The following is a 14,930-nucleotide window of genomic DNA, read 5'->3' as shown; positions in this document are numbered from 1 at the left end:
CGCCGCCGCCGGCCAAAAGCAGCAGCGCCAGCAGCGCGAGCAGGGCGCGCCTGTAACGCGGGTCACCGGTCAGACCGCGCAGGCCGTTTTGTAAAGCGCCGATATCTATATGGGGCAGGGTGATGCCGGCGCGGCGTTCTTCCGGCGCGGGTGACTCTTTCAGTTTGTCAGCGTCCGCCCAGTTTTTAATTACTATGCTTCTTGCTCTTACTGGTGAAAGAGGGTTTTTATTATGGGGATCATCTTTTTTCCTTTCATCAATTAGCTTTCTGCTCCATTTATCAACTCCTGGCTTTAGCTCCTTTTCTATTTTCTGAAGATCTGCTTCAGGCACAGCTTGGAGTTTGTGTTTTTTGTCGTCCGTCCATTTTTTAATCGCAGGGCCTATGTCTTCAATCTCTTTTTTCATACCAAGCTTTTTAATAAAGTTTGGCCAGGTACCGGCTTCGTATTGGTAAAATTGCCAGACGTATTCACTATTATCCACATCTTTGTAGTTATATTTCAGGATCGCCATTTCGCTCAAAAGTTTGTATAACTTTAGTGTGTCTTCCGGCTTCCCCGTTTTTGATTTTTTGGTAAGGCCGCTCGCCATTTCGGTTTCCTCTTGGGGGTCCACGGCGCCGGAAGGGCCGCGTTCGAAATAATTGAGATGGTTGTTGAGCAAGGCTTTTTCATAAGCGTTGAGATACGCCGCGAAGATCTTCCGTTCCAGCAAAGTTTTATCTTCCTCTGAAGTTACGGCCAGATATTCTTTCCCGCCGTGTATTACGAGCAAGTCTGTCCCGGACAAATTCAACGCTTTTTTGAGCTCTGCGGTTAATTCCAGAAAATATTCGTGACCGGCTAACAAACCCTTGCTCGATCCTTGAGGCTCGGCCAGCAGACCAGCGCTTAATTTTTTAAGCGTTTCGTAGTTGATTGCAAAAGCAGAAGCCATATTGGTTTTATACGTATCGATAAGATTATGGAATGTGCCATTTGGCGTTAGATAATTGCCAAAATTGTCCGTATCTGCTGCGGTAAGCGGCTCCAGAAAAAGCGCCGCTGCATAGTCGTGAGCCGAACCAATTTCATTCTGCGCATCGCTGATGATATTCAGCTGTGTTATTTGTTTTTCGATCCTTGTAATAGCTTTATTCAGATTATCCTTGGTCAAATATTCTCCAATTTCTGGCCATGTCAACCCCAGCGCGCCTGTTAAATATTCAATGGTTGACGGTGGCATCTGGTTTAGCAGCCGACTAATATCCAGCTCTTTGGTTATTTCTTGCACCGTATTCAGTATTATAATTTTTTGCTTCAAAGAAGGGATTGGCTCTTGCGCTGACGCTTGTTCTTGCGCTGACAGGAGATGAATAAGCGATTCTCCCTTTTCGACCAGAGCGTCATTTAATTTTGTGGCCTGAGCAAAGTAATTTTGACCTGCCTGTTTTAGCTCAATTATTTTTCGATGCATCATCATAAATTGTTCCTTATCAATATATCGTCAGCAAGATATTTTTGTTGCAGACAGGGTCTTTGAGATCTTTTATTCCTCTACTAAATAAGCCCCGTAATTAATATTACCCGTATTCGCGGTTTTTATACCCAGATCGGAGAGCAGAACATTGGCCATGAAATCAATGCCTCTGCTGGCGTGCCACGGATGCTCTAGGATCGGCGTTGCGCCTAACAGAGGGTCATAAGCTAGGGAGCTTTGCGGATACAGGAAAAGCTGGCTTTGGGGGCGGTAAGGCGGCCTGAAAATAGGCTGGAATACTTTTTGGCCAATGGCCTGCATTTCGTTTTGCGCCGTCTTTTGCTCGGCGGACGAAACGCCACGCCAATTTAACAAACTGCCCGGACGCTCTTTGTTGAGATACACCGGATAATAATGTTTTTCCTCCCAGCGGACAGCGATGTTGAAGATCGTTTCCCAGGCTTTCAGGCGGCTGGTCGGCTCGTTGGTGTATAACGTAATGATCTTGGCGGACAACGCGGCTACCGGCAGCAAAGTCCGGAGATTGCCGCCACCGCTGTCCAGCAGGACGATGTCATAGTTGCGCTTATTTATACGGCCGGCAAAAAATTTATAATAAGCCTCGGCCAGCGCGGCGGGATCATCAAGCAGCGTTATATCGCCCGGGGTCAGTCCCGCGCCCGCGCCGGTCAGGCTGTAAACATCCAGCAGATAATTCCGCCGGTCGGGAGCGTAGCAGTAGCGGAATAATTTATTCGCCGCGGCTATTTTGTGGTTTAAGGCTAGAGAGACATCCGCGCCGCCAGCGTCACCGTCAATGATCAGGACACGCGCTCCCTTGCGGATTAGATCCAGCGCCAGATTGCAGAGGTAAGTGGTCTTGCCCACGCCGCCTTTAAATGAAATGACGCAGACAACTTTGGGCAGCAGGCCGAGGATGGAGAGAGTCAGACGGGCCGACTGCAAAGACTGCAAAATTTTGTCGCCGCTATTTTTTCCTTCTTTCAGCAGAGCGTTGAGTTTGTTGTTGGCTTGCGCGGTGTCGAGCTTCCTCTGCCGGTCAAACTCCTGCCAGCTGTAAATTTTGTCGTTAAACCCAATAACTTTGCGGTGTAGCATCATGGTCTCTCCGCTGGATTTAACAGCTCCAGGATTTTTTGGCCGAGACGTTCAGCGTTTATGCTCGCGGGATTTTTGCTGGCGGCCACATAAATAGTATCGCTGGCAAAATTTGCTGAATTAGAAGTTTTGGCCCATTGGCCAAAAAGCAGGCGCATATTGGACAGGGCCTGGTCGGTAATTTTTTTAGCCAGCAGTAAACTCTTTTTATCCTGTACCGGTATTTTATTGATCACCGGATAAATATTTTTGGCCATCTGCTCATTTTGCGCGATCATTTTCACAATGCTTGCGGCGTCTTGCAGAGCCGGAAGTTCTGGATTGGTAACGACAAAAAAGTAAGTCGCTAAAAAATAGGGCAGCGTGCTGGTAAATTCCAGACCGGCCGCGCAGTCATAAAGAATAATGCCGCCGGGATCAGCTTCTTTTTGTATTTGCCGGTCAAGATTAATCAGCAGTTTTAACACGGCGTCTTTAGCGCCATGCTGGGCTTGTTTAGCCAGCGCGTTCAACTCGCCGTAAGTATAAAACGATTCCGCAAAGGGTTTATCCTGCAGGTCATATTTAATCAGCTCGTAATTGGTGTTGCTGCTCCAAAGCGTGTGCGCTACGGCGCCATTCGGCAGCTCGCTTTTTTCATTGGTGTAGGTCAATTTATTGGTCGCCTGCCGGTAAGCTTTGGGCAGCGGATCGCAGTCGATTATGCGCACCGCGTAATTGTAGCGTCTTAAATAATCCGCGGCCCGCAACAGCATGGCGGTCTTGCCGACGCCGCCTTTGCCTCCGGTAAAACAAAAAGACCGTGGACGCCAAATACTGTAAAGCGCTGTGCCGGTCAATTTCGCCGGCAGAGGCTCGGCGGCCTGAAATTCTTTTTCCGCAGCCAGTTCTTCGGCATAGGCTGACTTTTTTGCCTGCATTTTATCGCTCACACTCCTCGAAACAAACAATTTCCCCGCATACTAAAATTTTAGTATGTTAGTATGTTTGGGGAAAACCCGCATCCTTTTAATTTAATCGCAACTTTTGGCCAGGCGTTTCATTTTATTTGCGGCCTTGCTATACTCCCGCCCATGACCAAACTTTTGCTGGCCGGCACGGTCGCTTATGACTCGCTGCGGACTCCCCGGGGTGAGCGGCCGCGCATTTTGGGCGGCTCGGCGTTGCACGCGGCGGTGGCGGCTTCTATATTATTGGAGCGAGTTAATCTTTTAAGCGTGGTCGGCGGCGATTTCGAAGCGGAATATCTGGACTTTTTGCAAAAGCGCGGTGTGGATCTGCGAGGACTCAAGACAATAAAAGAAGGCCAGACTTTTGCCTGGCGCGGCTTTTACGAAAAAGATTTGAACGAGGCGCACACCGTGCAGACCGATCTCAATGTGCTGACCCAGTTTGACCCCGCGCTGCCGCCGGAATATCTCGACAGCGGCTTTGTTTTTTTGGGTAATATCGACCCTGTCCTGCAGACTAAAATCTTTGCGCAATTGCCCGCGCGGAAATTTGGCGCGCTGGACACGATGAATTACTGGATCGCCAGTCAAAAAACAGATCTTTTAAAAGCCATAGCCGGAGCCGATCTGCTTTTTATCAATGACGCGGAGATACGTCAGCTGACCGGCGAGGACAATCTGCTACGCGCGGCGCGCGGACTTTTAATGACCGGCCGCCTGCGCTATGTTATAATCAAAAAAGGCGAGCATGGAGCGTTGCTGATCTCCGAAAAACAGGTAGCCGCCACGCCGTCCATGCCTCTGGACGAGATAATTGACCCGACTGGCGCGGGGGATAGTTTTGCCGGCGGTTTTATGAGTTATATTGCCAGCGCTTCGACAGCGCTCAGCGCGAGCGGTCTGGATTGGGCTGTTTTGCGCGCCGCGCTGGTTTATGCCACCATAGTCGCGTCTTTCAATGTGCAGGGTTTCGGCTGCGAAAGACTGGCGGAAATAACCAAAGCGGATTTGGACGAAAGATTAAAGGTTTTTCGTGAAATAACGCGAATTACCGTTCCCTGAGCGGAGTCGAGGAGAGTATCCTGCGGATACGCTGGCGAAGTGTCCGGTCACCACGCGCGGAGGCAAAGATATTTATTGTGCCGTATAATATTATACAAAGAGGAGCAAAAAAATGGCGGATTACAAAGTAGCGGATCTAAGTTTAGCGGAGTGGGGCAGGAAAGAGATTTCCATTGCCGAAAAAGAAATGCCTGGACTGCTGGCTCTGCGGGAAAAATACGGCCGGGAAAAACCGCTTAAAGGCGTGCGGATCTCCGGCAGCCTGCACATGACTGTACAGACCGCCGTCCTGATTGAGACACTGACCGCTCTCGGCGCCGAGGTGCGCTGGTGCAGCTGTAATATTTTTTCCACGCAGGATCATGCCGCCGCCGCTATCGCCAAAGCCGGAATACCGGTCTTTGCCTGGAAAGGCGAAAGTTTAGAGGATTATTGGCGGTGCACGAGTCAGGCTCTGACTTTCCCCGGCGATCAGGGCCCTCAATTGATCGTCGATGACGGCGGCGACGCGACTTTGCTTATCCACAAAGGCTATGAGCTGGAGAACGGCTCTGACTGGGTCAAAACTCCGTCGGGCAGCCATGAAGAAGATATTATAAAAAAACTGTTAATTTCAGAAAAAAACAAGAGCCGCTGGCATGACGTGGTCAAAGAATGGCAAGGCGTGTCTGAAGAAACGACCACCGGCGTGCACCGCCTCTATCAGATGCGGGAAGCCGGGCGTCTTCTCGTGCCGGCTATTAACGTTAATGATTCCGTGACCAAATCCAAATTTGACAATCTTTATGGCTGCCGCGAGTCGCTGGCCGACGGCATTAAACGCGCCACCGATGTCATGATCGCCGGCAAGGTCGCCGTGGTTTGCGGCTATGGCGATGTCGGCAAAGGCTGCGCGCGGTCTATGCGCGGCTTTGGCGCGCGGGTGATCGTGACGGAGATCGACCCGATCTGCGCTTTGCAGGCCGCGCTGGAGGGTTTTGAAGTGACGGCTGTCGAGGACACGCTGGGGATCGGCGATGTGTACGTGACGACCACCGGCAATACGGATATTATCACGCTCGAACACCTGCAAAAAATGAAAGATCAGGCCATAGTCTGCAATATCGGCCATTTTGATAATGAGATACAGGTCGATCGCTTGAACGCCGCGCCGGGTGTTAAAAAATTGAATATTAAACCGCAGGTAGACCAGTATACTTTCCCCGACGGACGCGCGATCTTTTTGCTGGCCGAAGGGCGTTTGGTCAATCTCGGCTGCGCGACTGGCCACCCGTCATTTGTCATGTCCAATTCTTTTGCCAATCAAACCCTGGCGCAGCTCGATTTGTGGAAAAACAAAGACGTGTACAAGCCCGGCGTATACCGTTTGTCCAAAGTCCTGGACGAAGAAGTCGCCCGTCTGCATCTGGCCAAGATCGGCGTTAAGTTGACCAAGTTGACCAAGAAGCAGGCGGATTATCTCGGCGTGCCGCTCAACGGCCCGTACAAAGCAGAACATTACCGGTACTAAACCGGTCGTTTCGACTCCGCTCAACGACCGTCACTCTGCTCCATGCAAGTCCGCCGTGTTCCACGTCGATATTAGGGTTGATCTTTATCAATAGGGGGAGATAATGTCACATTCGCTGCAACAAATAATTTCCGCTGACGATATCTATATAGAAGAGGTGTTTTATGGCTCCGGTATCGCTTCAGCCTAACTACCCTTTTAACAACGGAGAATACGCTAACGGGGAAACTTCTACGAATATTGCTGTTCCGCAAAAACCGACGCTGCCTGCTGATTACGATCCGGATATTTTTCAAAAACTGTATGATTTTGTGGAGGCTAATAGCGCCGAATATAAAGAAAACTCCAGCGCTAAATTATCCGAGCTGGTCAACGCCGGCGCTCTGGATCCGGTGAACGCCGCCGCGCTGAATGGTTTGTTGAACAATCCGCCGAATTCCCCGGAAGAGCTGATCGAGCGCCTGCCGCATATAAGCCCGACAGAGCTAAATAAGATCGTTAATGTTTTACTTCAGGATAAGTATTTTGAATTCCAGTATAAAGAAAAAAATGTTGAAGTGGCAGGAATTGGAAAGATCGCTGAAGTGAGCATCTATAGCGACGACCAAACATCCGAAGTGGGGTTAACAGATTTTGAATTTTCTACCCAAATAATAGGGGAAAATTTAGCCGGTAATTCCGCCGCGCTGACAATAAAAAATCAGGGCGAAGCGGGCTTTAGTTTGGCAGGCGAGAGTTTGTCGCTGGCCGGAGAGGCCTTTAACAATCAGCCCTTAGAAATTCGGGTGGAGAAATTTGCGGCGCTAAATTCGACCACGGAAAACGGCCTGCCGTTAGATTTATTTAATATTGCGGCGCACAATTTTTCCGCTAACGGCACACACTCGGAGACCGGCGTAGAATGGAGCGTCTCCGCCGCGGAAGCGGCTGTGGAGAGCGAGCCTGAATCGCAAACAGGATCAGCATCCGGCATTAATTTTACGCTGGTTAAAAATGAGCACAATTTAAATATCTCTGTCGAAAAATTTGACATTGCCGCTGATACTGAAAGCTATCAGGTGGAACTCCCCGGCAGCGTGGATACTCCGGCTTTGGCGATCAGTTATCTAAATGCCGCGGATAATGGTCTCCGGACAGATCTGACGATCGGCCGGGGCTCCTATCAGAGCGCGGGCTCCATTTTTCCCGAAAACCCGGCGCGGCTTCCGTTCAGCTTCGACCTTTATGACATCAATTCACAGACCTATGGTGACTTTTTGGTAAGCGTAGCCGAATTGCACGGCAAGATCGAGGACCCTGAGAAGAAAATTCACGGCCGCGGCGCGCGGGCCGTCGGGAAAAATATTTCCGCCAGCCTTGACGTTTTTAATTTTCAGCATAATTCCGGGCTCTCGACTTTAAGTATGCAAAAGCTTAACTTGCAAGTCCGGGACGGTTATTTCTCGCTGGGAAGCTGGAACACAGCCTACAATGACAGAACTAATGATCTGGCAGTCTCCGCCCAGCGATTGGCGGCGCGTTATGGAGATTATGGAATGTATTTTAACAATTTTGCAGTCTACTACAACGCTGTCGCTAAACAAGCTGAATTTCAGCTTGACGCGATCAGCGGCATTATTGATCTGGATAAGCCGCTGCCGGTCCTGCCGCAGGACATGGCCGCGCCGGAAGCCTGGCAGGATTATTTGCGAGCCCTGACCGAGAACAATGTGACTTTTGCCGGTTCGGTCGATGATCTGGGCGGATTTCTGACTAAAAATGTCTGGCTGAAACATTCGCCGTACAGCCAGGCGTTGTTGGCTATCGCTCCGCACTTAGACGATGTTGCTGTCCGTTTTGATAGCAAATTGACCACATATCTTATGGATGATCCGGACGCTGACACTCTGGTCTGGCTCAACGAATATACGGACGGTTGGCTGGGCGGCAAAGTTAATCAGTTTGTCGACGCTTATTTAAACTTTGGGCGAAATGTTTATCAAAAGCAGCACGGGCTGGGTAAGGATTATTATCAGAAATTTGCGCTAAGATCCGCTTTGCTTGCCGAAGAGGGCGCCGCGCTGGATCTGCATTTGACGGCCGATCCGTATGCAAGATCCGCCGCGGTGTCTCTGGATTATTCGGCGCCCTGGTTTAAGGCCAGTATGGGTTACACCCACGAGCCGACCGATGGGCCGGCTCTATCCATGCTCGGTCTGGATTATTACGCGGAGCATATTTTTAACTCCCGCCTGTCTTTGGGCCACGAGATTTTGCGCCTCAATGTGGACACGGCCTGGGCTGTCGGCCAGTGGCGTTTGGGCGGCGAGTCGTCCCGTTCTTTACTGGGGCTGATGGACAAGTATGATCTGGCATTTTGGCAGGCTGATAAAGATAAATGGTATGTCAAACCGTTATTGGATTTGCCGGCGCTGCCTTTTGTTAATCCCAGTCTGTCCAGCCGGATCCCGCTGCCGCGCAGCGCTTATACGGGTTTTGACATCAGCTGGCGGCCGCATCTGGAAAATTACGGTCACGAGCGCGGTTTATTGGAAAGTATTTCCTGGGATAATTTTTTGGCAAATTTTTCTCTAGGCCTGGAAACGGCGACGGGGTTTTCACTAAAGTTTGAAATTTTAGCGGAGTTCAACCGCTCGTTTTCTTCCGCGGCGTCAACCGTGCTGACCAAAGGGATGTTTTCAGCTGAGCTAAATCTTTAGTAAAAATTAGCAGCGGCCGTTTCGGCTAAGCGGCAAAAGGATTTCTTATTTTTAGGCCGTTTATTATTTGGCCAGCGTTCAGGTCTTCGGTGATCAATTCGGAACATTTGGCGTATTCCGCGGAGGCAATTAGCAGGGCGTCCCAAAAAGATATTTGAGAAATTATACTAATATCTATGCCTCGCTCGATCAGCTCCGGGCTGTTTTGCACCACTTCTAAATTTTCACTGTAATTATGCACATATTCTTTTACCCGCAAAGGAGCGAGCTGCAATTTTCTGGTGCAGACAGTGTAAAATTCCTGCAACACCTGCGTGGATATTACGGCGTTGTTATTTTCCACGATGCTTTTTAGCGTCTGCCTCGCGAGCAGCTGTTTCTTTTTGTGATATTTATCCAGCGCATAGACCAGTATATTGCTGTCTATAAAAATTTTAGCCACGGTATAATTCCGCTCTGGTCCATTTTTTCCCCCTAGAAGAAGCATTATCTTTGTCCATTTCTTGAAACAGATCAGCCAGCCAGTCTTGAGAAGTTTTTTTGACCGTTTTTTCCACGGATTTTCTGACCAGAGCGTTGAAAGACATATTATGTCTTTTGGCATATTCTCGCCCCAAAGTCAGCATTTCTTCATCAATAGCCAGAGTAATATTTTTCATCTTTTCACCTTCTTACACATAATAAGTGTGGTGAGGCGTTTTGTCAATCAGAAAAAACTTACCGGTAAGTCTTATAATCCAGCGCGTATTGTTTCATTTTGTAGCCGATGATGCGCACGGTCGTATGCAGCAGCTCCGCGGTCTTGCTGATATTGCCGCGCGTGGCCTTGAGCGCGTCGATGATCAGGTCTTTTTCGTAAGTGGCGACTTTTTCCTCAAAAGAGATCTCCTCGGTCTGCCCGCGCTGCGTGTTGGTTTGCAGCGACGGCGGCAAATGGTGTCCGTGAATAGTCTCGCCTTCGCAGACTAAAACCGCGCGCTCGATGCAGTTTTCCAGCTCACGCACATTGCCCGGCCAGTGATAGGTCATCATCATGTCGATTGCCGGCGTGGAAATGCGGTTGATCTTTTTGTTGTTTTCCTCGGCGTAAGTTTTGAGAAAATGCTCGGCCAAAAGCAAAATATCCGTGCGGCGGTCGCGCAGCGGCGGCAGGAATATACTGAAAACATTGAGCCGGTAATACAGGTCTTCCCGGAAAAGACTGTCCTTGATCATGGTTTCGAGGTTTTTATTGGTGGCGGAGATCAGGCGAAAATTGGTTTTGATAGTCTCGACCCCACCGACCCTTTCGAACTCTTTTTCTTGAAGCACACGCAATAATTTGACCTGCGTCGGCATGGACAGATCGCCGACTTCATCCAGGAAAATCGTGCCGCCGTGCGCCAGCTCAAACTTGCCTTTTTTCTGCTGATGAGCGCCGGTGAACGCGCCTTTTTCGTGGCCAAAAAGCTCGGTTTCGATCAGCTCCGCGGGGATAGCCGCGCAGTTGACTTTGACAAAAGGCCTGGCGGAGCGTATCGAATTGTAATGAATGGCTTGCGCGACCAGTTCTTTGCCGGTGCCGGACTCGCCGCGGATCAGGATCGAGGCGTTGCCTTTGCTGGCCTGATGGATCTGCACATACACATCGTGCATCTGGCTGCTGTTGCCGATAATATTGGTGAAATTAAATTTTTCGCTCAGCTGTGAGCGCAGTTTTTCGGCCTCGGCACGCAGTTTGTCGCGCTCTTCATTGATGGCGCGGTGGATCTTGACGGCCTGGCCAAGCATTGAGGAAATGATCATCAGCAAGCGCAGATCTTCATCGAGAGCAATATCTTTTTGAAAAAGCTTGTCCACATTCAGAACGCCGATCGTTTCTTTGCCGACTTTGATCGGCACGCAGATAAAAGAAATATTTTGCTTGTCCAATTCACTGCGAGTTTTGGTTTTATTCAAAAAACGCGGTTCGTCGCTGATATTGGAAATGATCATCGGTTTGCCGCTGGCGGCGACTTTGCCGGTGATGCCTTCGCCCAGCTTGTAATGCCCGCGCTGTTTGGCGTCGTAAGACAGGCCGTGCGCCGCCTCGATGATCAGGTCGTCAGTGTACGGTTTGAGCAGAGTGACCGTGCCGCGCGTCATGCCCATTTTGCGCGAGAGAATGTCCAGAATCGTGTTCAGAATATCCTGCAGATCGTTGGAAATATTGATCTTTTGGCTCAACTCAAAAAGAACGCTCAACTCTTCCAGTTCACGATTGGCGGCGGGAGCTTTCATAAGCCGAAATTGTAACACAAGTTTACAAAAATGTAACTCCGGTATTACAATATTGTCATGTTTGTCGGTTTGACGCAATTTTTTAAGAAAAAAGGACTGATCTGGCTGTACCGCCTGATCTCGCCGACGCTGCGGCTGGACTGCGCGGAATTAGACGCCCTGACCGCTCAGTATTTGCAGGCTGGCCGGAGTATTCTTTTTTGCTGCTGGCACGAAGTGACTTTTGCGGGCTTTTATTGGTTCCGCCGCCGCGACGCCGGTGTGCTCATGGAAGCCTCGCTCAAAGGCGATGTGCTGGCGGCTATGGCCAATTCCTACGGTATGCGAGATTTTCGGATAACCGACGATCACAAAAGCCCGCAAACTGTGCGCGGGACAGTTGGCTTTATCAAACATCTCAGGGCAGGGCATTGCGGCGTTATCGCGCTCGACGGGCCAAATGGGCCGCGGCGCGCGGCCAAGTCCGGCATGGTCAGGATCGCCGAAAAAGCCAATGCGGTGATCTTTCCGATCGGCGCGGCTTATTCACGCAAAATTATTTTCCGCGGGCGCTGGGATAAATATCAATTGCCGCTCTGGGGTTCCCGGGCGGCGCTGCGCGTGCTCCAGCCGCTGGAAATCCCGCCGGAGTTGACCCCGGAGCAGGAAAAAGCTTTGCAGGAAGAGATCGTCCGTGATCTGAATAAAGCTATGGAACTGGCGGAAAATGCGGTAAAAAAGCAAAAGCCCGGGGTTTAAACCGGGCCTTTTACAAATTTCACCAAAAAAGCAATTAGAGGTCGTAAGGCATTACAGTCTGACGGCTATTCTCTTTGGCTCTTTCCAGCGCTCTATCCAGTTTTTTCTGCACTTTTTTGCTCAAAGCCTCGATCAATTCGCCGGAAGTTCTGCCGCCCTTGCTGCTGATATAGTCCTTCACCTTGCTTGCCACTACCAAAATTTCTTCTGCCATTCCGCACCTCCCGATAGATTTTACATATCTGAAATTGATTTTAACGAAATGCGCAAACAATTGTCAAATGAATTTTGGGGCGGTTCACCAGCGTATCCGCGGGATACTCCGCTCACCGCCCGAAGCGCGAGCCGCTCCCTGAGCGGAGTCGAAGGGAGCGTAATACGGTCGTTTCGACTCCGCTCAACGACCATCACTCTGCTCCTTTCTCCAGCGTATCCTGTAATTTTTCCAGCAGCGCTTTTTGCATAATTTCCACCGGCGCGGGCTGGCCGGTAAATAATTCAAAAGCCAGCGCGCCCTGCCAGAGCAGCATCTTCCAGCCTTCGTGAATGACCGCGCCTCTGGCGGCGGCGTTCTTTAAAAACAGGGTCTGGCGCGGAGCGTAAACTATGTCCGAAAATATCTGGCCGCTATGGATCTGCGCCAGTAATTCCGGCTCCGGCAGTATAGTCGCGTCCACCCGTGGAGACATGCCGACCGAAGTGGCGTTGATCACAATATCCGCCGCGCCTATGTCCGGACGAGTATCCTGTCTGGCGACGATAGTCAATTTTTTGGCCAGCGGCCGCAAAACAGGGATAATACTCTGCGCGGCGCCGCCGTTACCGAAAAGCACGATGTTCTTGTTCCCGGGGTCGATATTGTCCGCCCGCAGTCCGGCCAGATAACCGGCGCCATCAGCGCTGTAACCGACTAATCGGCCCGCGCGGCAGACTAGCGTGTTGACCGAGCCGCACTCCCGCGCGCCCCTGTCCAGCTCATCGGCTAGCGCCGCCGCGGCTTTTTTGTGCGGAATAGTGATATTGGCCCCCGCGCAATCCGGATCCTGGCGCAGTTTATGCAAAACCGCGGCCAACTCTTCCGGCGGCGCCGCCAGTTTTTCGTAGACATAATCCAGTCCCAGCGCGCGAAAAGCGGCGTTGTGCATCTCCGGCGATAAGCTGTGCTCGACCGGCCAGCCAATAACGTAAATTTTTTTCACCATCGCTAAAAATGAAAATCAACGCCGGCCTGCTTCATAATAGCATTAGCCGTGTGGCGGGATTTGATCCGGCTATCCACCGGAAAGTAATGATTGGATATAGGACTGTACCAGATGTCATGGTCTCCTTTGCCGCGCCGCTGGAAAGAACAGCCGTTCTCTTTGAGTTTAGCGCGAACCTTTTTTTCAAATTCAGCCATTATTTTAAGCGACCTGGGCTAGTCTTTCAGCTTTAAATAACAGATGCACAGCCTGGTGTTTTTCCGCATTGAGCTCCAGCAGCTCCGGCACAGCAGTTTTTACACGTTCAATCAGCGCGTCAAAGGAGCCGGATTCCATAGCCAGCGGTATTTGGTCATTTTTGGCCAGCCACACCTGCGCTTCTTCGTCCCAAACCAAAGCAATATTATAATTTTGCATTTTGCCACCTCAATAATTATATCGTTAATTATACCTCAAAAAGCGCACATTTTTTAGTGTCATTTTTTGCCGAACCATTCCTGCGGATTGACGCGGACATCGTGCACGGACAGGCCGTAATGCAAATGCGGGCCGGTGGTATGGCCGGTATTGCCGCTATAGCCGATCAACGCATTTTTCGTGACATACTGGTCTTTTTTGACATTGATTTTAGCCAGATGATTATAAATGCTCATGATCCCCTGGCCGTGATCGATGACAATAGTACCGCCGTGCACCTGCATTTGCTCGGCCACAGCGATAATGCCATTCTGCGCCGCGTATACCGGCGTATTCAGCACGGCCGCGTAATCAATGCCGCGGTGCGCCCACGAATACAACGGCTGCCCCTGATAATTTTTGTAATGCCGCTGCACACCGTAAGGCGAAGTGACCGGTGTTTTGGTGTTTTGCAGAGGAAAAGTAAAAGCGCCGCTGACGTACGAGCCGCTTTTCCAGGCGCGAAAAGCCGTGCCAAGCGTCGCGTTTTCTTTGGACAGCACGGTCATATCCGTCGCGCCTTCTTCCTGTTTTTGACGGGGAATGACCAGCGTCTCCACATCAAAATTGCCATCTTGCAGCGTGATGACCGCGGGCATTTCGTAAGGCCGGTTATTTATTTGGTAAGCGACTTTGAGCGTGTAGTCACCGGTCGGCCAGTCCATATAAGTGCCGAGTATTGTCGTGTATTTATTGGGCGCGGAGAGATACAGCGGCACGGTCTTGCCGCGGAGCGCCACGCTGGCGTTTTGCACCGCGGTCTCGGTCAGTAATTCCAGTTTGACGCTGTTGCCCTGCAGTGGCCGCCGCGGTGTGACATTGAGCGTGGCGGAATACAGGCAGGAGAGCAGCGCGCAAAACCAAATAAATTTTCGCATGAAAATATTGTAGCATATCGTTAGCTGGAAAATTAAAGAGAGTAAATTAGACTATAATGCTCCTCATTTGATTTGCTCGCTGACTAAATCGCTAATTCTGGTTTGCCAGCCGCGGCCGCTTTTGCGCAAAGCAGCCAGATCGTAGTCGTAAAGACGAATGGAAATAGTTCTTTTCGTGTATTCTTTTTTAGGACGGCCAACGCGGCGCGCCTGGCCTTTGGCTAACAACTCAGCGACATCCGGGCAATCAGAATAATCGATTTGCGCATCCTTGATTTTACGTATAAGTTTAAGGTCTTTTGAAGTGACCGGATATTTTTTCTTTATCTCCTCGTCAGTCATTCTAACTATGGCCATAATACAAACTCCTTTCTTTCTTACTGGCTCTTCGGACAGAAATTATTCTGACGCAGCCAGCTCTATCAGTATGACAAACAGAAACAATAATTGTATATGCATAAATTCGTTTTGTCAATGGAGATTTGGTCAGGTTAAATTAAGTTTGTCTTAAATTTATACTGCTCCGCTATTTGGCGCATAGCCTGGTCGAAAGTGTGTATGTGGCTGCATTGGCGGATTTTAAGCAAAAACTTAC

General features: G+C 50.2%; 16 protein-coding genes. 4 read left to right on the top strand and 12 right to left on the bottom strand.

The window, feature by feature from the left end; translation table 11 throughout:
- The 3 genes from LBJ25_02470 to LBJ25_02460 form a co-directional block, all read right to left on the bottom strand.
- Positions 1 to 1,465, bottom strand: a 1,465-nt coding sequence (locus LBJ25_02470; protein ID MDR1452824.1) for a hypothetical protein, incomplete at its 3' end; no start/stop codon positions are given.
- Between the two features lie 66 nt (positions 1,466 to 1,531).
- Entirely contained in the window at positions 1,532 to 2,584 is a 1,053-nt protein-coding gene (locus LBJ25_02465) for an AAA family ATPase (protein ID MDR1452823.1), read from the bottom strand.
- Positions 2,581 to 3,501, bottom strand: a complete 921-nt coding sequence (locus LBJ25_02460) for an AAA family ATPase (GenBank protein MDR1452822.1) — start codon at positions 3,499 to 3,501, stop codon at positions 2,581 to 2,583. The genes LBJ25_02465 and LBJ25_02460 overlap by 4 nt, the downstream gene beginning before the upstream one ends.
- 153 nt (positions 3,502 to 3,654) lie before the next feature.
- On the opposite strand from LBJ25_02460, the gene LBJ25_02455 reads away from it, so the two are divergent.
- From LBJ25_02455 to LBJ25_02445, 3 genes are all read left to right on the top strand, one after another.
- Positions 3,655 to 4,593: a PfkB family carbohydrate kinase gene (locus LBJ25_02455; protein ID MDR1452821.1), complete on the top strand. Its 939-nt coding sequence runs from the start codon at positions 3,655 to 3,657 to the stop codon at positions 4,591 to 4,593.
- 112 nt (positions 4,594 to 4,705) lie between these two features.
- On the top strand, positions 4,706 to 6,103 hold the full coding sequence (gene ahcY, locus LBJ25_02450) for an adenosylhomocysteinase (protein ID MDR1452820.1): 1,398 nt from the start codon (positions 4,706 to 4,708) through the stop codon (positions 6,101 to 6,103).
- Between the two features lie 164 nt (positions 6,104 to 6,267).
- Positions 6,268 to 8,802: a hypothetical protein gene (locus LBJ25_02445; GenBank protein MDR1452819.1), complete on the top strand. Its 2,535-nt coding sequence runs from the start codon at positions 6,268 to 6,270 to the stop codon at positions 8,800 to 8,802.
- A gap of 25 nt (positions 8,803 to 8,827) precedes the next feature.
- Here the strand turns inward: LBJ25_02445 and LBJ25_02440 are convergent, their stop codons facing one another.
- The 3 genes from LBJ25_02440 to LBJ25_02430 are packed head-to-tail and all read right to left on the bottom strand — an operon-like array spanning position 8,828 to position 11,061.
- Positions 8,828 to 9,244, bottom strand: a complete 417-nt coding sequence (locus tag LBJ25_02440) for a PIN domain-containing protein (GenBank protein MDR1452818.1) — start codon at positions 9,242 to 9,244, stop codon at positions 8,828 to 8,830.
- Complete coding sequence (locus LBJ25_02435) at positions 9,237 to 9,461, bottom strand: hypothetical protein (protein ID MDR1452817.1); 225 nt, start codon at positions 9,459 to 9,461, stop codon at positions 9,237 to 9,239. The genes LBJ25_02440 and LBJ25_02435 overlap by 8 nt, the downstream gene beginning before the upstream one ends.
- Positions 9,462 to 9,519: 58 nt before the next feature.
- Positions 9,520 to 11,061, bottom strand: coding sequence for a sigma 54-interacting transcriptional regulator (locus tag LBJ25_02430; GenBank protein ID MDR1452816.1), 1,542 nt, complete (start codon positions 11,059 to 11,061; stop codon positions 9,520 to 9,522).
- 57 nt (positions 11,062 to 11,118) lie between these two features.
- Between LBJ25_02430 and LBJ25_02425 the strand changes: the two genes are divergently transcribed.
- The gene (locus tag LBJ25_02425) at positions 11,119 to 11,799 is read left to right on the top strand and encodes a DUF374 domain-containing protein (protein MDR1452815.1); all 681 of its coding nucleotides are present in this window, start codon (positions 11,119 to 11,121) and stop codon (positions 11,797 to 11,799) included.
- A gap of 34 nt (positions 11,800 to 11,833) precedes the next feature.
- Here LBJ25_02425 and LBJ25_02420 read toward each other — a convergent pair whose 3' ends face one another.
- The 6 genes from LBJ25_02420 to LBJ25_02395 all read right to left on the bottom strand — a co-directional run bounded on the left by LBJ25_02420 (position 11,834) and on the right by LBJ25_02395 (position 14,692).
- Positions 11,834 to 12,013, bottom strand: a complete 180-nt coding sequence (locus tag LBJ25_02420; protein MDR1452814.1) for a hypothetical protein — start codon at positions 12,011 to 12,013, stop codon at positions 11,834 to 11,836.
- A 193-nt stretch (positions 12,014 to 12,206) separates the two neighbouring features.
- Positions 12,207 to 13,001 (bottom strand): shikimate dehydrogenase, encoded by a 795-nt coding sequence (locus tag LBJ25_02415; GenBank protein MDR1452813.1) that lies wholly within the window; start codon positions 12,999 to 13,001, stop codon positions 12,207 to 12,209.
- Positions 13,002 to 13,003: 2 nt separating this feature from the next.
- A complete protein-coding gene (locus tag LBJ25_02410) occupies positions 13,004 to 13,198 on the bottom strand; it encodes a type II toxin-antitoxin system HicA family toxin (GenBank protein MDR1452812.1) in 195 nt (64 codons plus the stop codon).
- Positions 13,199 to 13,202: 4 nt separating this feature from the next.
- Positions 13,203 to 13,418: a DUF1902 domain-containing protein gene (locus LBJ25_02405; GenBank protein MDR1452811.1), complete on the bottom strand. Its 216-nt coding sequence runs from the start codon at positions 13,416 to 13,418 to the stop codon at positions 13,203 to 13,205.
- Between the two features lie 59 nt (positions 13,419 to 13,477).
- Complete coding sequence (locus LBJ25_02400) at positions 13,478 to 14,335, bottom strand: M23 family metallopeptidase (GenBank protein MDR1452810.1); 858 nt, start codon at positions 14,333 to 14,335, stop codon at positions 13,478 to 13,480.
- A gap of 63 nt (positions 14,336 to 14,398) precedes the next feature.
- Positions 14,399 to 14,692, bottom strand: coding sequence for a BrnA antitoxin family protein (locus tag LBJ25_02395; GenBank protein MDR1452809.1), 294 nt, complete (start codon positions 14,690 to 14,692; stop codon positions 14,399 to 14,401).
- Positions 14,693 to 14,930 lie beyond the last annotated feature (238 nt).

The organism is Candidatus Margulisiibacteriota bacterium (assembly GCA_031268855.1).
In the GTDB taxonomy this organism is placed as follows: domain Bacteria; phylum Margulisbacteria; class Termititenacia; order Termititenacales; family Termititenacaceae; genus Termititenax.
The sequence above is the reverse complement of the archived record's forward strand: the minus strand, read 5'-3'. Positions and strand labels throughout refer to the sequence as shown.